The following is a 22,273-nucleotide window of genomic DNA, read 5'->3' as shown; positions in this document are numbered from 1 at the left end:
TGCTAGCTGTCCTGAACCGGCATCAGGACACGCACGAGGGTCGCCGGATCGTCGCGCGGCCATTCTACGTGAGCATCGAGCTGGCGCGCCAAGGCTTTCAGGATGGTGCCGGAGGCGCTTTTCTGCGCGGCCTCCTTTTCCTCCAGGCTGAAAGCGTCGTCCGAGAGTTGGAAGAGCAGGGTCCCATCCTGGACGCGGAGCAGGAGCTTCAGCTTCCCATGACGCTCCTTGTAGGCATGGGTGAGTGCGTTGACGACGATCTCGTTGAACAGGAGCGCCATGGGGGCCGCCTTCGCGGCTTCGACGTCAACGTTCTCGACGTCGAATTCCAGGGTGATCCTCACGTCCGGGACGGACGAGGTCAGTTCCTCGCATATCCCTTTGGCGAAACTCGAAGCATCGAACCGCGTCGATCCCTGCCCGTCATAGAGATCGCGATGCGCGGCCGCGAGGGCCTGCATGCGTTCCTTCATGCGCCCGAGCACCTGGCGCACCTGTTCATCCTCGGCCTGACGGACCTCGATGCCGATCAGGGAGAGCAGCAGCTGGAGATTGTTCTTCACCCGATGATCGAGCTCATGCAGCAGAGCCGTGCGCTCGTCGAGCATCTGTTGCAGGGCATCCTGGGCCCGTCTCCTCTCGCCGCGTTCGCGGGCTTCCGCCAAGGCGCGCAGGACGGTGGCAGGCAGCCGGTCGAGCTTGTCCTTCAGCACGTAATCCGTCGCCCCGCGCTTCAGGGCCTCAACGGCAACCTCTTCGCCGAGGGCGCCGGAGACGAAGACGAAGGGCGTGGCGCGGGCCATCTCCTGGGCGATCTCGAGCGCGTTCAGGCCATTGAAGGCAGGCAGGAGGTAATCGGCCAGGATGAGATCCCAGCTTTCGTCCCGGACCGCCCTGGTGAACTCATCGGCGGACACCACGCGCTCGATCGACACGGGAAGACCGGCTTCGATCAAGGCTTCCGTCACCAATTCAGCATCGAGGGCGCTGTCCTCCAGGAGGAGGATGCGCAGCACCCGATCGGATTGGATGACGGTCGCCTGATCCATCGACGTTCCTAAGCTCCATCGCGCTGCGGCGGCGGCTCGTTGAGGATGGCCCAGAACACGCCGAGGTCCTGGATCGCATCGAAGAATTCCCGGAAGCCCACGGGCTTCACCACGAAGGCGTTCACCCCGAGCTCGTAGCTGCGCACGAGATCGCTCTCCTCCCGCGAGGAGGTGAGCATGACGACCGGCGTCTGCCTTAAGCGCGGGTCGGCCTTGACCTTCTCCAGAACCTCGAGCCCGTCGACCTTTGGCAGCTTCAGATCGAGCAGGACGACGGCCGGATCGCTGGTGTTGCGGCTCTCATGCGCGCCGCGCCGATAGAGGAAATCGAGCGCCTCCGCGCCGTCGCGCACCACGACGACCTCGTTGGCGAGCTGGCTCTGCTCCAGGGCCGCCATCGTCAGTTCGAGGTCCTTCGGATTGTCCTCAACCAGCAGGATTGGTTTCAACTCCGGCATTCACGCCGCTCCTTCTTGATGATCCGGCAGGGCAATGGAGAAGGTCGCTCCCTTGTCGAGCTCGCCCTCGGCCCAGGCCCGGCCTTCGTGCCTTTCGACAATACGCCGAACATTGGCCAGCCCGATTCCGGTGCCCTCGAATTCTTCCATCCGGTGGAGACGCTGGAAGACGCCGAACAGCTTACCGATGTACTTCATATCGAACCCGACGCCGTTGTCGCGCACGAAATAGACCGTCTCCCCGCCGGTGCGGGTGGAGCCGATCTCGATGCGCGCTTTCTCCCGGGTGCGGGTGTACTTTACCGCATTGTCGAGCAGATTTTCAAATACCAGCCTGATCAGCACCGGATCCGCATTCACCGGGGGCAGGTCCCCGATGACCCATTGGATTTTGCGGTCGCCGATCCCCAGCTTCTGCCTGATCTCGTCGACGAGGCTCGCCACGTCCACATGCCGGGGCTTCAGGGCCGTGCGGCCCATATGCGAGAAGCGCAGCAGGTTGTCGACGAGGGTTCCGGCCGTGTAGGCGGCTTCGATGATCGTGTCGACGTAGCGCTTGCCCTTGTCCGACAATTTGCTCGCTTCCTGTTTCTTCAGGAGCTCGGAATAGCCGACGATGTGCCGGAACGGGGCCCGCAGGTCGTGGGACACCGAGTAGGAAAACGCCTCCAGCTCCTTGTTGCTGCGGCGCAGCTCCTCCGAGAGCGATGCCAGCTCCTCGGCCCGGCGCAGGACGATGCCCACGATGGCATTGCGCAGCTCCTTGACCGCCTCGATCTCGCTCTGGTTCCAGGACAGGGAGCGGTTTCGCACCGTCTCCTTCCAGATCTCGAACGATCGCCTTGGATGAAGCCTCAAGGAGCCCGCCTCCTCCTGAACGGGTTTTTGCGGATTGCCGCCCCATTTGACGGTCTGCACGACCTCGGGGCGGAACCAGAGCACGTAGCTCGAATGCGCCTTCGAGATCGAGATGGAGAGCAGGCCGCTTGCCCGATCGGCATAGGCCCGCGCCAGTGGATAGACCTCCGACAGATTGTCGGTGGCAAAGACGTCTTCCTGGTGGTTTTCCGAGAGCCAGTCGAAGAGTGCTCTGACCTGATCCTTGTCGGGGGTTTGCCCCAGACACCAGCAATGGTCCTGCGTCAGGACGGCCGCCCCTTGCGCGCCCGCCAGCATCATCAGATCGTCCGAATGATTCACCAGCCCTGCGATGAAATGCTCCTCCGCCGCCATGTGGGCGAGGAGCCGGGTCTGCACGGCGCCGAGGCGCACGCGGTTTTCCGCCAGCATCGTGTTCTCCCGCGCATCGAGCTGCAGCGAGAAGATCTGCGTGAGGAAATCGCAGGCGTTGCGCACCTGGAGCGAGACTCGCTTCGGCTCCTTGTTGTGGCAGGAGATCAGGCCCCACAGCTTGCCGCCGCGCAGGATCGAGATCGACATGGAGGCGAGCGTCCCCATGTTGCGCATGTATTCGAGATGTACCGGCGAGACGCTGCGCAGCACCGAGTCGCTGAGATCCAGCGGCGCCGGATCACGCGACTGGATCGGGACGGGCGCGTAGTTGGCGTCGGGAATGATGCGCAGACGGTTGCGCCGGTAGAGTTCCCGCGCCTGGGCGGGAATATCGGAAGCCGGGAACCGCAGGTCGAGGTAGGAGGGCAGCACCTCGTTGCGGTCCTCGGCGATGACGGTGCCGTTCCACGCGTCGTCGAACCGGTAGATCAGGACCCGGTCGAAGCCGGTCATGCGGCGGATGTCCTGCGCGGCCAGATCGAACAGGAACTCGATGGTCGACGCTTCCTGCAGCTGGCCCACGAAACGGCGCAAGGTGGAATTGTGCGCATCGATGCTGGAGACCGTGTCGGACGGCGGCTCCTCCAGTTCGAGAATCGCGCAATCGCCTGAGCGGGAGATCGCCGTCTCGAAGAACTTTTCCTCCCGCGCCGTCCTGACCTGGATGGTCCTGACGAAGCGGGTGCTGCCGGCCGATGGCGGGTCATCCAGCTGCGCGGCAAATTCTGCGCTCAAAGCCGGCAGCACCTGTTCGAAAGGACGGCCGAGAGCATCCGCCGGATCGAATCCGAAGGTCTCGGCGATGTTGGCGCTGGCATAGGCGATCGTCCTGTCGGAGAGCCTGATCGCGAGAAGGATTCCGTGCGGCTGGATGCTGCCTGGAATGTGGATCGGCTCCCGCTCGCAGGCGGTCAGATCGATGTCTTGCGGCGTTTGCAGGGTCATGGGGTCTCGCACAGCCAGTCATGCATCACATTGAAGGTTTCTTGCGCGGCCCCGACGATGAGATCGTCGGCCTCCGGCGACGAGGCCTCCAGGAGCCTCGCGCCGAACGACTTCCACATGGCAGCAACGTCACGTCCGTAGCTGCGGAAATAGGCGCAGCCCGTCTCCGCAGTCAATCCGAGTCGGTTCTCCACCTCGCGCGCAATGATGGCGCCGCCCAGCGTCGAGCCCTCGACCACATACATGCTCCCCAGCACCGCCTCCGGCGCCGGCAGAGGCATGAGAGGCTGGCATCGTGGCAACCGAATGATGTCGTCCGATCCTAGTCCTAGGGTCTCGAGATCCCTGGCGAGAAGCTGCGTCTTGCAGCGGCTCTGAAAGAAGTCCCGATCGGGCGCCATAGCGGCGGCTTCGCTCTCCCAGGCCTTGTGGAAGCCATAGAAGCGGGCCAGCAGATCCCTGTAAGCATCGCGCGATGCGATTCGGCGCTCGAGATCGATGGCGGCCTCGATCCGGTCATGCGCTTGGCGGGTTTCGACTTTCAGTCGTTCGAGTAGCGTCATGAGACCTCGTCCACAGGGCGGCCCAGCCGTCTCGCGGCCATCCGTTCGGCCATTCCCAATCCGTCGTGGATCAGGACGGCGAGCAGCGCAACCACCAGCCCGCCCTGCAGCACGAAGGCGACGTTGTTGGATTGAAGACCGGCGATGATGACCTCGCCCAAACCTTTGGCCGCCACCGTCGAACCGATCGTGGCGGTGCCGAGGCTGATGATCACGGAAAGGCGGATGCCGGCCAGGATAACCGGGAGAGCGAGCGGCAGTTCCACCTGCAGCAGGCGCTGACGCGGATTCATGCCCATGCCCTTGGCCGCCTCCAGGGTCTGAGGCGATACTTCCATCAGGCCGGTGAGCGTGTTCTCGAAGATCGGCAGGAGGCCGTAGAGAAACAGCGCGATGAAGGTCGGCTTCTCCCCGAAGCCCACGAGCGGCACCGCAATCGCCAGAACCGCGATGGGCGGGAAGGTCTGGCCGATGTTCACGAGGCTGCGCGACAGCGGCAGGTACTCCTGGCCGGAGGGCCGCGTGACGAAGATGCCGAGTCCCACGGCCAGGATCGTGCTGGCCAGCGTCGCCAGAAACACGATGCGCAGATGCGACAGGGTCAGGGCGAGCAGGCTGCCCTGGTTGTAGATCGCCGGCGCGTTGTTCGTGGTCAGCGGCCTGAAGGCGAAGGCGAAAAGCTGCGGCTCCGTGATGAAGAGCACCAGCAGGAGCAGCGCTGCCCCACGCAAGACGAACGACCGTGCCCTCATGCGAAGGACCGCCCGTGTTCCATGATGCCCTTCACGCTGACCCGCCCGACGAGGGCACCGGATGCATCCGCGACGGGCAACACGTCCCGTCCCATCCAGATCAGCCGCGAGAGAGCATCCCGTAAGGAGTCGGTGACGAGGATGGGTTCTCCCTCGGCGCCTCCCGGCTCGAGGGCCTCCTGCACGCACACCAGAGACAAGAGACGGAAGGGCCTTTCCGCCGTTCCCACGAGCTGCTCGACGAAGGCCTCGGCCGGACGCGTCAGCAGCTCCGCGGGTGTCGCATATTGCAGGAGCCGCGCCCGATCCATCACGGCAATCTTGTCGCCGAGCTGGAAAGCCTCGTTCATGTCGTGCGTGACGAGAACGATGGTGGTGCCGAAACGGCGCTGGATCGCGAGCAGATCGTCCTGCGCCTTGCTGCGGATGACCGGATCTAGCGCGCCGAAAGGCTCGTCCATCAGGAGGAGCGCGGGCTTCGCCGCCAGCGCACGCGCGACGCCCACGCGCTGCTGCTGTCCGCCGGACAATTCGTGCGGGAATTTCCGGGCGAACTCCGCGGGGTCGAGCTGAAACAGGTCGAGCAATTCGTCGACGCGGGCCGCGATCCGCCCCTTGTCCCAGCCGAGAAGGCGCGGCACGGTGGCGATGTTCTCGGCGACATTGCGGTGAGGAAACAGCCCGTAGCCCTGGATGACATAGCCGATCCGGTGCCGCAGCTCGTCTTCCGGAATCGACATGGTGTCCTGGCCGTCGATGAGCACGCGGCCCGCGCTCGGCTCGATGAGGCGGTTGATCATGCGCAGCAGGGTCGACTTGCCCGCCCCCGACGTGCCGACGACGACGGCAATCGTTCCCTCATCGACCCGGAAGGACACGTCGTCGACGATCGTGGTGGCGCCGTAGCGCTTGGTAAGGTGCTCAATCTCGATCATGCGAGCCCCGCCTGGTGAGATCGATGATCGCGTCGAGGATGATGGCCGCCGCAAACGACAGGACGACCGTCGGAATGGCGCCCAGGAGCACGAGGTCGATGGCCGTCTGGCCGATGCCCTGAAAGACGAAGGTGCCGAAGCCCCCTCCCCCGATCAGCGCCGCCACCGTGGCCAATCCGAGATTCTGGACCAGCACGATGCGGATGCCGGCGAGGATGACGGGAATCGCCAGGGGCAGTTCGACCTGCCACAGGCGCTGGCGCGCGGACAATCCCATGCCGCGCGCCGCATCGGTGACAGTGGCCGGCACCTGGTTCAATCCGGTCACCGTGTTGGCGACCACCGGCAGCAGGGAATAGAGAAAGAGCGCGATGAAGGCGGGCGCTGCCCCGATGCCGCGAATGCCCAAAGCCGCCGCCAGGGGCACGTGCGTGGCCAGGAACCCGAGCGGCGCGATCAGAATGCCGAAGAGCGCGATGCTCGGGATCGTCTGGACGATGTTGAGCACCTGAAGGATCGCCGTTCTCAAACGGCGGATGCGATGGGCCAGGATGCCGAGCGGCAGCCCGACGAGGCAGGCGGCGACCATCGAGCCGAAGGCGAGCCACAGATGCTGACGCGCCTCGCGCCAGAAGGTGTCCTGCCGGTTGGCATATTCCTTGAGCAGGGAGAGATTGTCCCAGGCGCCGGAGGAAAGCAGAAGCGCAATCGCGCCCGCCGCCACGGCGATGGCGGCGAGCCGCGCCCAGGGCCCCAGGCGCAGGCGCGTCAGCGCATCGGCCGCAAGCAGCGCGAAGGAGAGGGTGAGAAGCCAGAAGCCGAGAGACGGCGATACGCGCGCGAAGGTGTTGCCGGCCGGCGTGACGAACCCGGCCGACCATCCGACCGCGGGAAAGATCACGCACAGGCCGATGGAAGCGGCCGCGAGGCGGAGCAGCGGCGCGCGAAGCAGCGCCGCACAAAGCGCCACGCCGAGCGTCACGATCATCACACCGATGGCGCCCGAAGGAGGCAGCGCGTCGACCAGCATCCGCCCTTCGCCGGCCGCGATGCGGTTGGCGCGGTAGATGACGAAGGGTGAGGCGAAAAGCGCCACGCCGATCAGGACGGCGATCACGCTCCCGAGTCGGTCGAGGGACAGGGATGGGCGCAACGAAGGCATGCCGGGCGCGGTCGTTCGGGAGGAGATCGTGTTCACAAAACTTCCGGTCTTTATCGCGCCGCCTGCGTCCTGGGTGTGTGTCCCATCAATCTCTCCCTCGTCCTGCCTCGTCATCACCGGCCTTGTGCCGGTGATCCCGATTGCATGAAGCGCCGAGCCTTTCATGATCGGGATGGCGGGCACAAGGCCGGCCATGACGGGAAGGTCTCAATGACGAAACTAACTCTTGGGAGCAGCGTAGCTGCGTCTCAAGGGCGTTTCCAGTGTCCACTGGATACGCCCTCATCCTCCGAAATCAGACCCTCAGATCATTTCAGGAAGCGCCATCATTTCAGGAAGCGCCATCATTTCAGGAAGCCCTTGGACTTCAAGTACTCCGTTGCCACGGCCTTCGCCGGCTCGCCGCCGACCTGGACACGGGCGTTCAGCCCCTGGAGCGTGGCGAGGTCGAGGGATGCGAAGACGGGCTTCAGGATCTCGGCGATCTTCGGGTTCTCCTTCAGGACCGACTCGCGGATGATCGGCGCCGGGGCATAGACGGGCTGCACGCCCTTGTTGTCCTCCATCACCACGAGGCCCGACGGGGCGATGCCGCCATCGGTGCCGTAGACCATGGCCGCATTGGCGCCGTTGGTCTGTTCGGCCGCCGCCTTGATGGTGGCCGCCGTATCGCCGCCGGAGAGCACGATCAGCTGTTCCGGCTTCATCTTGAAGTCATAGGTCTTCTGGAAGGCCGGCAGGGCCGCGTCCGAATTCACGAACTCGGCGGAGGCCGCCAGCACCACCTTGCCGCCCTTGGTGACCCATTGGCCGAAATCGGCGAGAGTCTTCAGCTTGTTGGAATCGGCCACGTCCTTCCGCAGCGCGATGGCCCAGGTGTTGTTGGCCGGCGACGGATCGAGCCAGACGATCTTGTTGGCATCGTAATCGAGCTTCTTGGCCATCTCGAAGCCCTTGGCCGCGTCCTTCCAGACCGAATCGTCCGCCTTGTTGAAGAAGAAGCCCGCATTGCCGGTATATTCCGGATAGATGTCGATCTCGCCCGCCGTGATGGCCTTGCGGACCACCGGAGTCGCGCCGAGCTGGATCCGGTCCTGGGTCTTGATGCCGTTGGCATTGAGCGTCAGCAGGATGATATTGCCGAGAACCGAGCCTTCCGTGTCGATCTTCGACGAAACGACCACGTCGGCCTTGGCGGCGCCCGCCGCTGCCAACGCTAGGGCAGCAGCCAATGTCAGCGACTTGAGGACGGTCTTCATGGAAATCCCCTTATGGAACCTTGCCCTGCTGTTTCTAGGACAGTCGGGCGGTTTAGGCAGGGGGATCCGTCAGAAGAATCGACCAGAAGATAAAAACTTCGTGTGACGGTAAAAGATCCCGAAGGAGTTCTGAGCCCGGGATGCTCGCCCACCAAGCGCCCGACTGCTCCCTCCCTCTGCCGGGGAGGGATTGAGGCGGGGTCGGAAGGTCAGAGCAGGTGCTTGGTGAATCCAGCAAGGCTCCCCCGCCACGTCATCACCGGCCTTGTGCCGGCGATCTCGATTGGAAAAGCGCCGCGCTTCACGAAATCGAGATGGCCGGGACTGATCCCCGGATCAAGTCCGGGGACGGCCATGACGGACAGGTTGCATCCCATCAGACCTTCTCAGGCGTTCAAGGTCATCGGAGGCTCCTGGGCGATGGTGAAGCGAACCTGGGCCTGGGGACGGTGATCCTCCGACAGGGTGCGCCAGGTGCGCTCGGCCTCCATGCGGTTCTCGAAGGGGCCGACCACCCTCTCGGTGCCCTGGACGATGGTTTCACAGTCGCAAGAGGTGTACTCGCCGCCGACCACCCAGAAACGTGACTTGTGCATTGTCGATCTCCATTGCTGAAAAGGGTTTGGGGTTGGTTGAACTCACTCGGCCGCCTGAAGCTTGGCCGAGGTCTGGAACTGGGCGGTTTCGGTCGATTCCGCCATGGCCGTGGTGGAGGACTTGCCGCCGGTGATGACCACCGAGACCTGGTCGAAATAGCCCGTGCCGACCTCGCGCTGGTGGCGGGTGGCGGTGTAGCCCTCCGACTCGGCGGCGAATTCGCGGACCTGGAGCTCGGAATAGGCCCCCATGCCGCGGTCGCGGTAGCCGCTCGCCAGATCGAACATGCCGTAATTGAGCTGGTGGAAGCCGGCGAGCGTCACGAACTGGAACTTGTAGCCCATGGCGCCGAGCTCGCGCTGGAACTTGGCGATGGTGGCGTCATCCAGCTTCTTCTTCCAGTTGAAGGACGGCGAGCAGTTATAGGCGAGCAGCTTGCCCGGGTGGCGCTTGTGGATCGCCTCCGCGAACTTGCGCGCATCATCGAGATCCGGGTGCGAGGTCTCCCACCACAGGAGGTCGGCGAGTTCCGCATAAGCCAGGCCGCGGGCGATGCAATGATCGAGGCCGGTGCCGTCCTTCAGGCGGTAGAAGCCTTCCGGCGTGCGGCTGTCGGACTCGATGAAGGGCCGGTCGCGCTCGTCCACGTCCGAGGTGATGAGCTTGGCCGATTCCGCATCCGTGCGGGCCATGATGAGGGTCGAGGTGCCCATCACGTCGGCGGCCAGCCGCGCGGCGATGAGATTGCGCTCATGGGCCGCTGTCGGGATCAGCACCTTGCCGCCGAGATGGCCGCACTTCTTCTCCGAGGCGAGCTGGTCCTCGAAATGCACGCCCGCGGCGCCGGCCTCGATATAGGCCTTCATGATCTCGAAGGTGTTGAGCGGCCCGCCGAAGCCCGCTTCCGCATCCGCCACGATGGGCAGGAACCAGTCGCGCTTCGCGCCGCCTTCCGCATGCTCGATCTGGTCGGCGCGCTGGAAGGTGCGGTTGATGCGCCGGCACAGCTCGGGACCGGAATTGGCCGGATAGAGCGACTGGTCGGGATACATGGCGCCCGCCACGTTCGAATCCGCCGCCACCTGCCAGCCGGAGAGATAGATCGCCTCGAGACCGGCCCGGGCCATCTGCATGGCCTGGTTGCCGGTCATGGCGCCGAGCGAGTGGACGTAGGGGCGCTCGTGCAGGAGCTGCCACAGGCGCTGCGCGCCGCGCTCGGCCAGGGTGTGCTGGATCTGCACCGAACCCCGCAGGCGGGCGACGTCCTCGGCCGAATAGGATCTGCGGATGCCGTCGAAGCGTCCCTCGGGAGCGGCAGGGATCAGATCTTGCGGCGAACCCGGGTTCGGCTGGGCGTTCATGGGGCGTCCTTCCTTTTACATTTCTTGACAAAACCGTCCTGCGAGCCAGAATTGTTGCAGAGCAGCAGGACGTCTTGATGATATAATCCGCGAAGAAGCTTTTGTTTCAACGGTGGATTTCAAAAGAAAAGTCGTCTTGTAAAGCTTTGACTTGATGGGTCGTGTAAACTTGTAAAAAGATTTACAACATGGATGAGAGCCGAAAGCTTTTCGTAGGTCCCCGCCTCAAGCGGCTGCGGCGCGAGCTCAACATGAGCCAGTCCCGCATGGCCGAGGAGCTCGGGCTCTCCCCGAGCTACCTGAACCTGATGGAGCGCAACCAGCGCCCGATCACCGCGCAGGTGCTGATCCGCCTCGCCCATGCGTATCAGCTCGACCCGCGTGAATTCGCCAACGACGACCACGAGCGCACGGTCTCGGAGTTGGAGGAGGTCTTCGCCGACCCGCTCTTCCGCTCGACGCCGGTGGCGCGGCTCGAACTGCGCGAGACGGTCGAGAGCGCTCCATCCCTGGTCGACGCCATCAACCGCCTCTACCGCGCCTATCAGGCCATGCGCGGCGCCCGCGAGGCGGTGACGCCGAGCCTCAACGACCGCGACCGGGCGGAGGATGCCCCGCAGGTCAACCCGGTCGACCGGGTGCGGGAGCTGATCCACGACGCCAAGAACCATTTCGCCGAGCTGGACGAGGCGGCCGAGGCCCTGGCGGCGGACCTCGCTGTCACGGGCCACGAGCCCTTCTTCGCCATCGCCGAGCGCCTGCATGCCAGGCACGGGATCCGGGTGCGCGTGATGCCCATCGACGTGATGCCGGATTCATTGCGTCGCTACGACCATCACCGGCGCCAGCTCCTGATCTCCGAACTGGTCGATCCTTCCGGTAGGACCTTCCAGGCCGCCTACCAACTGGCCTTCGCCGAGATGCGCGAGACCATCGACGCGCTCGCCGCCCGCCTCGAGCCCATGGACGGTCCGGCACGGCGGCTGCTGCGCGTCTCGTTCGGCAATTACTTCGCCGGCGCCCTCATGATGCCCTACGGCAGGTTCCATGCGGCGGCCGAGGCGCTCGGCTACGACGTGGAGGTGCTGGGCGCCCGGTTCGGCGCCAGCTTCGAGCAGGTGGCGCACCGGCTCACCACGCTGGCCCGTCCGGGCGCTCGGGGCATCCCCTTCTTCCTGGTGCGGGTGGATTCGGCCGGTAACGTGTCGAAGCGCTTTTCCTCGGGCCGCTTCCCCTTCTCGCAATTCGGCGGCACCTGCCCGCTCTGGAACCTGCACTCCACCTTCCGGACGCCGGGCCAGGTGGCGACCCAGATCGTCGAACTGCCGGATTCCTCGCGCTGGTTCTCCATCGCCCGCACGGTCAAGCGCGCCTTCAACCCCTGGAGCGCACCCGATCCGCAATTCGTGGTCGGCCTCGGCTGCGAGCTGAAATACGCCCATCGCCTCGTGTATGCGCGAGGGCTCGACCCGGCCACGTCGGATGCCACGCCCATCGGGATCAATTGCCGCCTGTGCGAGCGCGCCGCCTGCCCGCAGCGCGCCGCCCCTCCCCTGATGCACGCGCTGATCGTCGACGAGATGAAGCGGGGCGTCTCGCCCTTCGAGTTCGATGCGACGTGAACCTGAAATGCCTTAGAGCGGACGGTCGTGGCGGTAGAAGGCGTTGGGGATTCCATCGACATTCCGGATGCCGGTGAACATCATCCCGGCCTTTTCCAAGACCCGGCGGGAGGCTTCATGCTCGGCCACCGCGAACCCGATGACGTGATCGACGGGCTCAACCCTGTAGATCCAGTCCAGCAGCGCCCCGGCAGCCTCCGTTGCATAGCCCTGGCCCCAGAGGGAACGCATGAACGTGTAGCCGAGCTCGAGCTCCTGGGTCGCTTCAAATCGCCCGAAACCCGCCCGACCGATGAAGGTCCTTTGCCGGTCGGTGACCTTGAACTTGGTCCAGCCACGGGCCGCGTAATCCGCCCGGAAGCTCTTGAACTTCGCCTGGAGGAACACCTCATCCCAGGGCGGATCGCCCATCTGCAGAAAGTGCTGTACCTGCGGATCGCGATGAAGGGCGACCAGCAGAGGAAAATCCTCAGGCTCCCAAGGATGAAAGCAAAGGCGCTCGCTCACCAGAACCGGGGTCTTCACCATCGGGTGTTATCATCTCTTCTCATCGAGCCAGTGGTCGAGGAACCGGTCGAGCCAGCGCGAGACATGGGGGTCGTGCTGGAAGCGCCCCGCAAGCTGCCGCACGCGATCCTGTGCGCCCGGCATACGCAACCGCTCCTCGGCGTGAACCGTCCAGCGGCAGAGCATGGCATGGGTGACCTCCGGGTGGAACTGGAGGCCGAACGCCCTTTTCCCAACCCGAATCGCCTGCGTCGGAAAATCGTCGCCCGTCGCCAGGGTCTCGGCACCGGAGGGGCAGTCGAAGCCTTCCCGATGCCAGTGATAGACGTGGCTCGGCCAGGGAACGCCCCAATCGCTGCTGAGGGCCTCGCCGGCGGCCGTCGGCAGTAAGGGGTAATAGCCGATCTCGGCCCGGCCTTCTGGATGGGCCCAGACGGGGGCGCCGAGGTGCTTCGCCATCATCTGCGCACCCAGGCAGAGGCCGAGATAGGGCTTGTTCTCCTTGAGCGGCACTTCGATCCAGTCGATCTCAGCCTTGACGAAATCGTCCGGATCGTTGGCGCTCATCGGGCCGCCGAAGATCACGGCCCCCGTGTGCCCTGCGAGCGTTTCCGGCAGCGGATCGCCGAAGCGGGGACGGCGGATGTCGAGGCGATAGCCGCGCTCCACGAGCAGGCGCCCGACCCGGCCGGGCGTCGAGTGCTCCTGATGCAGAACGATGAGAACGGGTGCCTTGGAACGCCGCCTAGGCATGGCTTCGATCCGATAGGGAGGCGTTCATGACGAAACGGGGGCAATCACGCGAGAACATGGGCCGATTATTCGGGACAAGACGCGTTCTCCGCAAGGGGCAGCCGCCGATTTTGGCCATTCCCTTTACCGGATCATTTCAAAGAGCAAGAGACAGGGGTAAGAGCCCTAGGCAAGGGCGCGTCGCCGCTCTAAGATTAGATAATGATATCATGGATCAGACCGGCTCCGCCCGGTTTTTGCATGGATGCGCAAAAATGATAGAAGCGTCTGATTCTCCAGGCTTGAAGTTCAGAACATCCAGCGCATCTTGTTCCGTGCTCTGCTGAGCCATCGGCCAGCGCCCCAGCGTGAAAGAAAGTGACCCCGTGACCGACAGCGTTACCAGCGACGGCGATCTCAACGGCCTGCGTATTCTCGTCGTTGAGGATGAAGCTGCGATCTCCCTGCTCCTGGAAGACATGCTTCTCGACTTCGGTTGCGAGGTGGTCGGCCCGGCAGCCCGGCTGTCGGCAGCTCTCGACGCCGTGGCACGCGAACAGGTCGATCTGGCCATCCTCGACGTGAATGTCGCCGGCGAGCCGATCTACCCGGTGGCCGAGGCCCTGGCGCAGCGTTCGATTCCCTTCGTGTTCTCCACGGGCTACGGCAGCGCCGGCATCCGCGATGCCTTCCGGGACCGCCCCGTTCTGCAGAAACCCTTTGCCCAGCACGATCTGAAGCAGAAACTGCTGGTCGCACGCGGCAAGATGGCCTGAAATCGGCATCGTCGCCCGATCCGACGCCTCATCTGTGGCCTTAATGCCGCAATCGTTCACCCTGTGCTGCAAAACACATCATTCATGATGTGAATCGGCTTTGTTCCTAGGCTCTTCCTGCTAAGTTCCAGTAACGTTAGAGCAGGTAACCTTTCGATCGAGCCGACCTCCCATGTCTTTCGATCCCTCAGACTTTTGGCCGCCACAAGCGTCCTGGCGCTTTCTCTTGCCGACGCGCAGGCCCAGTCTCCCCTGCCGCGTCAAGCCCCCGCCGCGGGCGCCATCGTGGCGGCCAAGGGCGGCGAGGAGATGCGTTTCGTGCGCGAGGATCTCTGGCGGGCCGCCCAGCTCCAGCAAAGCCTCGTCGGCGGCGATACCCTGCGCACCAACGCCATCGGCAACCTGGCGATCCTGTTCAACGACCAGACCCAGATCCGTGTCGGCCGCAACTCGACCCTGACGGTGAACGACGTGGCGAACGGGCCGGCCGACGCGACCCAGCTCAGCCTCCAGGGCGGCAACATCTGGGCCCGCGCGGCCCGTGGCGGCTCGGGTGTCGACGTCAAGACGCCGGCAGCCGTCGCGGCGATCCGCGGCACCGACTGGTCGCTGTCGGTGGACGGCTCGGGCAAGACCTCGCTCGTGGTGCTCGAAGGCGTCGTCGAGCTCAAGAACCCGCAAGGCGCCGTGACGGTGCGCCAGGGCGAAGGGGCCGTAGCGGCCGTCGGTCAGGCGCCGACGAAATTCGTGCTCGTCAGCCCCAACGACCGCGAGCAGATGCTGTTCTACATGTCGATGCGCGAGGTGTTCATCAACCTGCCGACGACAACCTTGGAGAACAAGCCGTTCGAAGCCGAGAGCACCAGAATCCAGGCTCTTCCGGCTGAAACCCGCACGACGGAAGATTGGCTCACCCTCGCCGAGAGCGTCATGAATTCCAACGGCAGGCGTGCCGCGGCAGCTCCCCTTGCGGAAGCCCGTAGCCGCCCGATGACACGGGCGCAGCGCGCCCGTGCCGATTATCTGGAAGCCCTGATGGCCGGTGCGGACCGCCGCTGGCAGGACGCCATCAGATTGTTCGAGCGCGCGAAACCTGGGCTTGATCCCCGGCGGCGCGGCTGGGCCGAGTATGGCCGCTATGCCGCGGCCTCCCTGGCGGATCCGAAGCGGGTTCAACCGGTCCCGAGAGTTCCGGTCAAGGATGCCAGAACGGCGGAGATCAGCGCCTACCTCACGGGCTTCCGTCAGGATCTCAAAGCCGCCGCTGCCGAAACGGCGGCTGCCGAGAAGAAATTTCCGAACGATGCCGGGCTTGCCATTCTCTCGGCCTCGCTCGCCCAGGATCTCGACCATCGCGAGGACATGTACGCGGCTTATGAACGAGCCCGGGCGATCGACCCGACCGATCCGAACGTGATCGCGTTCGGGACGACGATCAAGGCGGATTATGCCCGCGACATCGATGGGGCTCTTGCCGATCTCTACAAGGTCGTGAAGACCGATCCGAATTTTTCGCTTCTGAACCAGATCGGCCTGCTCGAACAGAGCCGGGGTGCGCTCATCGAAGCCGAAGCCGCGTTCCGGCGTGCGCTCGAGATGGAGCCGCAGAACCCGATTCCCTACACCAACCTGGCCATCCTTCTTCTCGATCAGAGCCGGGTGGACGAGGCAGGCGCTCTCATCGATAAGGCGCTGGCGCTCGATCCCCCCACAGCCTACTCGGCCCGCGGGCGCTATCTTCTGCAGAAAGGAAAAATGGCGGAAGCGATCGAGTCCATGCTGGCCGGCTCCGCCGTCAATCCGGCTCTTTCCAACGATCAGCTGATGCTGGCCGACGCCTATTTCCAGAACGGCGATTACGAACTCGCCTGGCAGACCCTCGACAATGCGGATCGGCTCGATCCCAGGGCACCCATCGTCCCCATCCTGCGCACGGCCTTTGCTCTCGATCTCTATCTGGCCGACGAGGCGATCCTTGCCGCGCGCGAGGCCCTGCGGCGCTACCGGGATCGCGGCGGGGACTACACCGGGATCTCGGTCAGCAAGCAGACGGGCTCCTACCCTGTCGAGGCCTACCGCTTCATCAACCTGCACGATTGGGCGCGATTCTATGCCGACCGCACGTTCGATCCTTTCGAGGCGCAAGGGTATTTCGATCAGGCGATCGTCAGTCGGCCGGGCCTGTTCCCGACGGAGCCGACGCTCGACGCCGCGGAAGGAACGGAGCTCAACAGTGCGGCTCTGAACCTCTCGATTCAGGGACTTCTTCTCGATCCCCTGGCCGTTGCCGGCCGCATCGGACGCTTCGATCCGATCCGCCGGCCTTTCCTCGACACCGAGATCGGGGGTGGTGCGATCGTGCGCGGCGGCCAGGTGGGCTGGCAATCGGGCGTGCTGGTCAACGGCTTCTCCAACGAACCGCTGCCGACGAGCTTCAGCCTGTCTGCGAGCGCCAACGAGGCCCGTGGCAATCTGACCGCCGATAACGAGAGGGGACGGGGGATCACGTTCAGCATCGGCACCGCCCCCAATGCCGCCGACCGATTCATGTTCATGGGCTGGGCGAACGAGGGACAGCCGGGCCTGACGGATATCGACCGCTTTGACTACACCGAGCATATCAAGCGCGACACGACCAACCTCTTCGGGATGGCCGGCTGGAGCCACACCTTCGGCTACCGGAACGTCCTCTCGGCCGCCGTGTTCGCGACCCGGAACGATACGCTCGATCGCGGGGAGCTCTGGAACTATAGTGCGTTTCCGACCATCCAGACGCTATGGCAAGAGAAGCAGCGTGTGGATGGTGTCGTCGGAGCCGTGAGCCATGCCGTCGGAATCGGTGATTTCAATTTGCGCTATGGCTTGGAGGCTCAGGCAGGCCAGGCGCGATACAAAGGCTTCAGCGAGACCTACAGGTACGGATTTCCGGGGCCCGACGAATATCTGCAGGAGGCGTCGGCCTTCGACAGCCCCTTCCGCGGCGGCCGCGCCTATGCCGATCTTTTATGGCGCCCCAATGATCGCTTCGAAGCTCAAGCAGGCATTCATCGCAGCTTCCTCGATGTGAAGAACGCCAACCCCGATATTTGGGTATCGCCCCGCTTCGGCATCGGCGTCTCGCCGCTGGAAGGGCAATGGCTTCGTGCAGCTTACATCGAGAATGCCGATACCTACCTGAGCTACTCTCTTGCGCCGACGACGACGGTCGGACTGATCCCGAACGATACGCCGGCAAGCGGACCGACGAAGAGCCTCGTCCTGCGATGGGACGCGGAATGGACGCCGCGTGTCTTCACGGCCCTGGAGTATCAGCGGCAAACGCTGAACGATCTCAACGTTCCAAGGATCAACACGTTGACCAGCCTCGACGACATCGACAAGGCCCGTGCCGAATGGCTCGCCGCCACGGTCAATGTCTGGCTGGGTCATGGCATCGGCGTCTTCGGCACTGTTGGCGGAGCGACCTCGAAAATTCTGGAGAGCTCGGCAACGCCTGAGCCAAGAGGCGTCGGAGAGCCGGTCCCCTATATTCCGGAGCGTTTTGCACGCTTCGGGATGACCTTCGTCCATCCGAGCCGCCTGCGGTTTACCCTGACCCAGAATTTCATCGGCGAACGTTCGGGCTCCTACGAGAACGACCGCCTGGACTCCTTCTGGACGACCGACGCCGCGCTGACCTGGGAGACGCCGGACCGGCGCTTCCAGGTCGGCCTGACGGCGCTCAACCTGTTCGACCAGAGATATGATTTCGGGTTCGACATCCCGGCTCCGGGCCGCACCGTTGCGGCCAGCGTCAAGGCGCGGTTCTAGGTGAACGGGAAGCAGCCAGCCTCGAGCGACCATGCCAGAGGGGAGCCCCTCTGGCGCCATTTCGCCATGGCCGGGCTCGTTGCGGCTCTGCTGATCCCGGTTCTGTTCTTCCCGCCCTTTCGCCTCATCGAAGCGCGGCTCTATGATATTCTCTCGGTCATCTCACCGCCTCTGCCTGCGCAGCCGGGCGCCGTGGTCGTCGCCATCGACGAGCCGTCCATCGGCGAGATCGGCCAGCGCTGGCCATGGTCTCGGGAACTTCACGCCAAACTGGTCGAGAGCCTGCGTGCGGCAGGTGCGAAGGTGATCGCCTTCGACATCATCTTCGCCGACCCCACCACAGAGGAAGCCGATACGGCTTTCGCAAAGGTGCTCGGCCCGGACGTGGTGCTGGCAGCGGACGACGTGACCACCCCGCTGGCGCAGGGAATCCAGGTCACTCGGGTCAGTCCTCTCGATCCGTTCCTGGACGCCGGCGCGGCAATCGGCGTGGCCTCCGTGCATCTCGATGGGGATGCCTATCTGCGTCGTATGCCGCCGGCGCAGGAGAGTTTCGCCGCCGAAGCGCTTCGCCTGAAGGGCGAACCGCAAGCGTCCGCACCCGATGGGGCCCTGATCCAGTATTTCGGGCCGGCCCGCTCCTACCCGACGGTTTCCTATTATCAGGCTTTGGATCCGGAGAATTTTCTGCCGCCCGGATTCTTCAAGGATCAGACCGTGCTGGTGGGCCTGAGTCTGAAGCAGGCGACCTCTGCCGATATCGGCGCGCCCGATACCTTCCCGACCCCCTACACGCTGACCGAGGGCACGCTCACGGCAGGCGTGGAGGTCCAGGCCACGATCCTCGACAATCTCCGGCATAACCTCTACGTGCTGCCCGTGCCTCGGCTCGTCATGGTGCTTCTGGTGATCGCCGGAGCTTTTCTGGCCGCAGCCTTTTCGACTCATGGCGTCTCCTGGCGGACCGGGCTGGCGGCGGCCTTCCTGGTCGCCTTCTTCTTCGTCGGAGCATGGGCCGTGCTGCGCCTCGGCCGGGTCTGGGCATCACCGGCCCTGCCGGCCGCGGCGGCACTCGCCGTCTTCGGGACACGATTCGGGCTCGACTATGCGCGCGAGCGGCATCTGCGGCGCACCGTTTCCGAAGCCTTCTCGCGCTATCTCTCGCCGGATCTCGTGGCGCAGCTCGCGCGTGATCCGAGCGCCCTGAAGCTCGGGGGCGAGCGCCGCAATCTCTCGATCCTGTTCTGCGACGTGCGCGGCTTCACGACCTTGTCGGAGACACTGAAAGACGAGCCGGAGCGGCTGACCACCCTCATCAACCGCCTGCTCGATCCGCTCTCCGAAGCGGTGCTCGCGGAAGGTGGCACCATCGACAAGTATATCGGCGATTGCGTCATGGCGTTCTGGAACGCGCCGCTGCCGAGCCCGGATCATCCCCTTCGCGCCGCACGCGCGGCCATGCGCATGCTGGAAGCGGTCGACACCTTGAATGTCGAGCTGCGGCAGGAACAGGGCGAGGATGCACCTCGCTTCGCAGTCGGCGTCGGCATCAACACTGGCGATTGCGTGGTTGGCAATGTGGGCTCGCGCTGGCGCTACGATTACTCGGTTCTCGGCGACACGGTGAACCTCGCTTCACGCCTGGAGAGCCTGTCGAAGGAATATGGTGTCTCCATCGTGCTCGGTCCCGCGACGGCGAAAGCGCTGCAGGAACATTTCGTGTTGATCGAACTCGACCGCATCGCCGTGAAAGGACGCGCTGAGAAAACCGCCATCTTCACCATCCTGGCGCCAGCCGCGCAGCATCAGGATCCGGCGCTTGCGAAGCTGATGGAGTTGCATCCCACGGTTCTCGACAGCATCGGTGCGGGACGGCGGGTGGAAGCCCTCGAACTTGTCCGGCATTGTCAGACGCTCGCTCCCTCCCTGTCGAAATATTATGGGAAGCTTCTGCTCAAGGCCACGGCCATCCCGGAATGATCGGCTCCCGCCGGAGTCCGGTCCCGGCGATATCGATCTGTTCATCCTGTGCGATCAGGCTTGACTTGCAGAGGGAATGTCATTCCGCAACCGTGATTTTGCGAACGAATTGCAAGTAAAAACAAAGTCTTGCGCTTGAGAGAACACGGTCTATAAGGTCGCGTCATTTCCCGCAGAGCCCTCTCGTTATGCATCGCGCCATGGACAAGATTCAAAAGCTTGCCCTCGGCAGCATATTCGTCGGAACCGTTGTTTTCGTCCTGAAATATGCCGCCTATTACATCACGGGCAGCATCGCGCTTTATTCGGATGCGCTGGAGAGCGTCATCAATGTGGTGACGGCGGTCTCGGCCTTCATGGCCGTGCGCCTGAGCGCCGCGCCGGCAGACGCGAACCATCCTTACGGGCACCACAAGGTGGAATATTTTTCGGCTGTCCTTGAAGGCGTGCTGATCATCGTGGCGGCGCTGGCGATTCTGCGGGAGGCTTATTTCGGCTTCTTCAATCCGAAAATCGTCGACGCCCCCATGCAGGGGCTTGCCATCAACGCGCTGGCCGGTGTGATCAATGCATTCTGGTCCTGGCTCCTGATCAGCCGGGGACGACGCCTGCGCTCGCCCGCGCTGGTGGCCGACGGTCGCCATCTCCTGACCGATGTGATGACGTCGGTGGGCGTCATCCTCGGCCTCCTCCTCGTTCCGTTCACCGGATGGGTCTGGCTCGACTCCGCTCTCGCCGCCTTCGTCGCCCTCAACATCCTCTGGTCCGGCTGGGGCCTGATCAAGGAAAGCGTCGGCGGTCTCATGGACGAGGCCCTCCCCGAGGCGACCCTGAGCCGCGTTCGCGAGATCATCGCCGTCAATGCGCAGGGTGCCATCGAAGCCCACGACCTACGCACGCGCCATGCGGGCCGGATGACCTTCATCGATTTTCATCTCGTGGTGCCGGGCCACATGAGCGTTACCGACGCCCATGACATCTGCGACCGCCTGGAGCGGGCTCTCAAGGCCGATGTGGAGGATGCGCTCATCACGATCCATGTGGAGCCCGACAACAAGGCCAAGCACGCCGGCATCGTGGTTCTCTAGCTTCTTTGGGCTCGTGCGGGAGCGCAGCTCCCGTGGCATTTCTGCACGTTCGCCAATCTTCGAGAAAACGGGCTTACGCCATGGCGTCTCCCCACGTCTGAAAACATTGACGACAAGTAAATACTAAATATTACGTTAAGATTGTTCTATAGATCGCACTCATTTTATTTCGTAATTCAGCTTCACTAAGTAATTTCCCGTAATGCGCGCTGCAGCATAGAACGATTATAAACGAGAGACCTGTTTCATGCGCGTCGTGGGGGCGCGCGCCTCTCGCGGCGATGCGGGCAGGTCACCGAAGGACCATGCATTTTATCAATAACTTGAAGCTTCTCACGAAGCTTGCCATCCCGGTTACCATCTTCGTTGCGATTACGGTCGGCCTGATTTTCCTCGCCGATGCTGGACTGAATCATATGGCGCAGGACACGCAGGAAATCGTTGAGCAGGAGGTCGCACGCCAGGTGCTGACGCTCCAGATCAATGCGGAGGTGAATGAAGCCTCGATCCAGGAAAAGAACATCATCCTGTATGAGCCTGGCGATCTGTTGAACTCGGCTGCAAAGACTTTCGATAAGTACAAGGAACAGGCACTTCAGCATACCAATGAACTTCTGGCTCTTGCCGATTCGCCTGAGCAAAAAGCCCTCTACACCGATCTGAAAGCGCAAGTCGCAAACTATTTCAGCTTCATGGAGAAAAGCATCGAGCGCGCCAGGGTCAATGATGACCAAAGCGCTCTCAAAATCTCCAATGGCGAAGGGCGTGATGCTCGCATGAAAATTCGGAATACGCTGGCTGAACGCATTGAAGGAGCCAAGAAGGCCCTCGCAACTGCAGCGGACGATGCCGATACTCTCGCGTCGAAAACTTCCTGGACGCTCATTGCGTCAGCATCCGTGGGTATTGTTGCCTCCTTGGGTCTAATTGGCGCGATCGTGATCTTCGGCATCACCCGTCCGCTCGGTGCTATGACTGTGAGAATGTCGGAGCCGCTCGGAGGGCCTGACCCTTGCTACGATTGACCTCATGTCATTGCATTGACGTGTCGGTCCTCCGGGCGGCACCTGGCGGCCTGCTACAGCGTGACATGATAGGAGCTTGAGGGAACTCGTCCCATCACAGTCCTGTCCGCTCGCAGGAACCCGTCAGGTTCTTACTTGCGGAGGACGAGGAATGCGAGAGACCAATCCCGCCGAGATCATCATCGGCATTGACACCCACAAGGAAGCCCATGCGGCTGTCGCCATCAACGGGCTAGGAGCCCGCCTTGGGGCAATGACCCTGCCGGCGAGCAGCAGAGGCTATCACGAGATGGAAACCTGGGCCCGATCCTTTGGCCCCGTTCGCGCCTTCGGGGTCGAGGGGACAGGCTCCTATGGTG

At 63.6% G+C, this 22,273-nt stretch carries 20 protein-coding genes; 7 read left to right on the top strand and 13 right to left on the bottom strand.

The window, feature by feature from the left end; all coding sequences use genetic code 11:
* Positions 1–2: 2 nt before the first annotated feature.
* From FS320_RS16155 to aceA, 11 genes are all read right to left on the bottom strand, one after another.
* Positions 3–1,049 carry a sensor histidine kinase gene (locus FS320_RS16155; RefSeq protein WP_152712872.1) on the bottom strand — a complete coding sequence of 349 codons (1,047 nt, stop codon included), beginning with the start codon at positions 1,047–1,049 and terminating at the stop codon, positions 3–5.
* Positions 1,050–1,057: 8 nt separating this feature from the next.
* Positions 1,058–1,507 (bottom strand): response regulator, encoded by a 450-nt coding sequence (locus FS320_RS16150; protein ID WP_152712871.1) that lies wholly within the window; start codon positions 1,505–1,507, stop codon positions 1,058–1,060.
* The gene (locus FS320_RS16145) at positions 1,508–3,745 is read right to left on the bottom strand and encodes an ATP-binding protein (RefSeq protein ID WP_152712870.1); all 2,238 of its coding nucleotides are present in this window, start codon (positions 3,743–3,745) and stop codon (positions 1,508–1,510) included.
* Positions 3,742–4,308 carry a biliverdin-producing heme oxygenase gene (locus FS320_RS16140; protein WP_152712869.1) on the bottom strand — a complete coding sequence of 189 codons (567 nt, stop codon included), beginning with the start codon at positions 4,306–4,308 and terminating at the stop codon, positions 3,742–3,744. The genes FS320_RS16145 and FS320_RS16140 overlap by 4 nt, the downstream gene beginning before the upstream one ends.
* Positions 4,305–5,060, bottom strand: a complete 756-nt coding sequence (locus FS320_RS16135; RefSeq protein WP_152712868.1) for an ABC transporter permease — start codon at positions 5,058–5,060, stop codon at positions 4,305–4,307. Before FS320_RS16135 ends, FS320_RS16140 begins: the two co-directional genes overlap by 4 nt.
* Positions 5,057–5,995, bottom strand: a complete 939-nt coding sequence (locus FS320_RS16130; protein ID WP_152712867.1) for an ABC transporter ATP-binding protein — start codon at positions 5,993–5,995, stop codon at positions 5,057–5,059. The genes FS320_RS16135 and FS320_RS16130 overlap by 4 nt, the downstream gene beginning before the upstream one ends.
* Positions 5,982–7,157, bottom strand: a complete 1,176-nt coding sequence (locus FS320_RS16125) for an ABC transporter permease (RefSeq protein WP_162866283.1) — start codon at positions 7,155–7,157, stop codon at positions 5,982–5,984. The genes FS320_RS16130 and FS320_RS16125 overlap by 14 nt, the downstream gene beginning before the upstream one ends.
* A 344-nt stretch (positions 7,158–7,501) precedes the next feature.
* Positions 7,502–8,416: a glycine betaine ABC transporter substrate-binding protein OsmF gene (gene osmF / locus FS320_RS16120; protein ID WP_152712866.1), complete on the bottom strand. Its 915-nt coding sequence runs from the start codon at positions 8,414–8,416 to the stop codon at positions 7,502–7,504.
* 209 nt (positions 8,417–8,625) lie between these two features.
* Positions 8,626–8,793 (bottom strand): hypothetical protein, encoded by a 168-nt coding sequence (locus FS320_RS45195; RefSeq protein WP_153885312.1) that lies wholly within the window; start codon positions 8,791–8,793, stop codon positions 8,626–8,628.
* 9 nt (positions 8,794–8,802) lie between these two features.
* Positions 8,803–9,012, bottom strand: coding sequence for a DUF4170 domain-containing protein (locus FS320_RS16115; protein WP_152712865.1), 210 nt, complete (start codon positions 9,010–9,012; stop codon positions 8,803–8,805).
* A gap of 42 nt (positions 9,013–9,054) precedes the next feature.
* Positions 9,055–10,374: an isocitrate lyase gene (gene aceA, locus FS320_RS16110; protein WP_152712864.1), complete on the bottom strand. Its 1,320-nt coding sequence runs from the start codon at positions 10,372–10,374 to the stop codon at positions 9,055–9,057.
* Between the two features lie 188 nt (positions 10,375–10,562).
* On the opposite strand from aceA, the gene FS320_RS16105 reads away from it, so the two are divergent.
* A complete protein-coding gene (locus tag FS320_RS16105) occupies positions 10,563–11,996 on the top strand; it encodes a helix-turn-helix domain-containing protein (protein ID WP_152712863.1) in 1,434 nt (477 codons plus the stop codon).
* A 12-nt stretch (positions 11,997–12,008) separates the two neighbouring features.
* Here FS320_RS16105 and FS320_RS16100 read toward each other — a convergent pair whose 3' ends face one another.
* A complete protein-coding gene (locus FS320_RS16100; protein ID WP_152712862.1) occupies positions 12,009–12,524 on the bottom strand; it encodes a GNAT family N-acetyltransferase in 516 nt (171 codons plus the stop codon).
* Positions 12,525–12,533: 9 nt separating this feature from the next.
* On the bottom strand, positions 12,534–13,256 hold the full coding sequence (locus tag FS320_RS16095) for a glutamine amidotransferase (RefSeq protein WP_152712861.1): 723 nt from the start codon (positions 13,254–13,256) through the stop codon (positions 12,534–12,536).
* Positions 13,257–13,621: 365 nt separating this feature from the next.
* Between FS320_RS16095 and FS320_RS16090 the strand changes: the two genes are divergently transcribed.
* The 6 genes from FS320_RS16090 to FS320_RS16065 all read left to right on the top strand — a co-directional run.
* Positions 13,622–14,011, top strand: coding sequence for a response regulator (locus tag FS320_RS16090; RefSeq protein ID WP_162003024.1), 390 nt, complete (start codon positions 13,622–13,624; stop codon positions 14,009–14,011).
* A gap of 195 nt (positions 14,012–14,206) precedes the next feature.
* Entirely contained in the window at positions 14,207–17,821 is a 3,615-nt protein-coding gene (locus FS320_RS16085; RefSeq protein ID WP_152712860.1) for a FecR domain-containing protein, read from the top strand.
* A complete protein-coding gene (locus FS320_RS16080; RefSeq protein WP_338105370.1) occupies positions 17,822–19,801 on the top strand; it encodes a CHASE2 domain-containing protein in 1,980 nt (659 codons plus the stop codon).
* A gap of 200 nt (positions 19,802–20,001) precedes the next feature.
* On the top strand, positions 20,002–20,889 hold the full coding sequence (locus FS320_RS16075; RefSeq protein WP_152712859.1) for a cation diffusion facilitator family transporter: 888 nt from the start codon (positions 20,002–20,004) through the stop codon (positions 20,887–20,889).
* Positions 20,890–21,194: 305 nt separating this feature from the next.
* On the top strand, positions 21,195–21,914 hold the full coding sequence (locus tag FS320_RS16070; RefSeq protein WP_152712858.1) for an MCP four helix bundle domain-containing protein: 720 nt from the start codon (positions 21,195–21,197) through the stop codon (positions 21,912–21,914).
* Between the two features lie 151 nt (positions 21,915–22,065).
* The coding region (locus FS320_RS16065) for an IS110 family transposase (RefSeq protein WP_162003023.1) at positions 22,066–22,273 on the top strand (208 nt) is incomplete at its 3' end.

It is taken from the genome of Microvirga tunisiensis, assembly GCF_009296175.1.
Classification (GTDB): Bacteria; Pseudomonadota; Alphaproteobacteria; order Rhizobiales; family Beijerinckiaceae; genus Microvirga; species Microvirga tunisiensis.
The sequence above is the reverse complement of the archived record's forward strand: the minus strand, read 5'-3'. Positions and strand labels throughout refer to the sequence as shown.

Excerpts from the sequence above, each read along its gene's own strand:
- FS320_RS16155 (WP_152712872.1), bottom strand. The coding sequence starts at position 1,049 with ATGGATCAGGCGACCGTCATCCAATCCGATCGGGTGCTGCGCATCCTC.
- FS320_RS16150 (WP_152712871.1), bottom strand. The coding sequence starts at position 1,507 with ATGCCGGAGTTGAAACCAATCCTGCTGGTTGAGGACAATCCGAAGGAC.
- FS320_RS16145 (WP_152712870.1), bottom strand. The coding sequence starts at position 3,745 with ATGACCCTGCAAACGCCGCAAGACATCGATCTGACCGCCTGCGAGCGG.
- FS320_RS16140 (WP_152712869.1), bottom strand. The coding sequence starts at position 4,308 with ATGACGCTACTCGAACGACTGAAAGTCGAAACCCGCCAAGCGCATGAC.
- FS320_RS16135 (WP_152712868.1), bottom strand. The coding sequence starts at position 5,060 with ATGAGGGCACGGTCGTTCGTCTTGCGTGGGGCAGCGCTGCTCCTGCTG.
- FS320_RS16130 (WP_152712867.1), bottom strand. The coding sequence starts at position 5,995 with ATGATCGAGATTGAGCACCTTACCAAGCGCTACGGCGCCACCACGATC.
- FS320_RS16125 (WP_162866283.1), bottom strand. The coding sequence starts at position 7,157 with ATGCCTTCGTTGCGCCCATCCCTGTCCCTCGACCGACTCGGGAGCGTG.
- osmF (WP_152712866.1), bottom strand. The coding sequence starts at position 8,416 with ATGAAGACCGTCCTCAAGTCGCTGACATTGGCTGCTGCCCTAGCGTTG.
- FS320_RS45195 (WP_153885312.1), bottom strand. The coding sequence starts at position 8,793 with ATGGGATGCAACCTGTCCGTCATGGCCGTCCCCGGACTTGATCCGGGG.
- FS320_RS16115 (WP_152712865.1), bottom strand. The coding sequence starts at position 9,012 with ATGCACAAGTCACGTTTCTGGGTGGTCGGCGGCGAGTACACCTCTTGC.
- aceA (WP_152712864.1), bottom strand. The coding sequence starts at position 10,374 with ATGAACGCCCAGCCGAACCCGGGTTCGCCGCAAGATCTGATCCCTGCC.
- FS320_RS16105 (WP_152712863.1), top strand. The coding sequence starts at position 10,563 with ATGGATGAGAGCCGAAAGCTTTTCGTAGGTCCCCGCCTCAAGCGGCTG.
- FS320_RS16100 (WP_152712862.1), bottom strand. The coding sequence starts at position 12,524 with ATGGTGAAGACCCCGGTTCTGGTGAGCGAGCGCCTTTGCTTTCATCCT.
- FS320_RS16095 (WP_152712861.1), bottom strand. The coding sequence starts at position 13,256 with ATGCCTAGGCGGCGTTCCAAGGCACCCGTTCTCATCGTTCTGCATCAG.
- FS320_RS16075 (WP_152712859.1), top strand. The coding sequence starts at position 20,002 with ATGGACAAGATTCAAAAGCTTGCCCTCGGCAGCATATTCGTCGGAACC.
- FS320_RS16070 (WP_152712858.1), top strand. The coding sequence starts at position 21,195 with ATGCATTTTATCAATAACTTGAAGCTTCTCACGAAGCTTGCCATCCCG.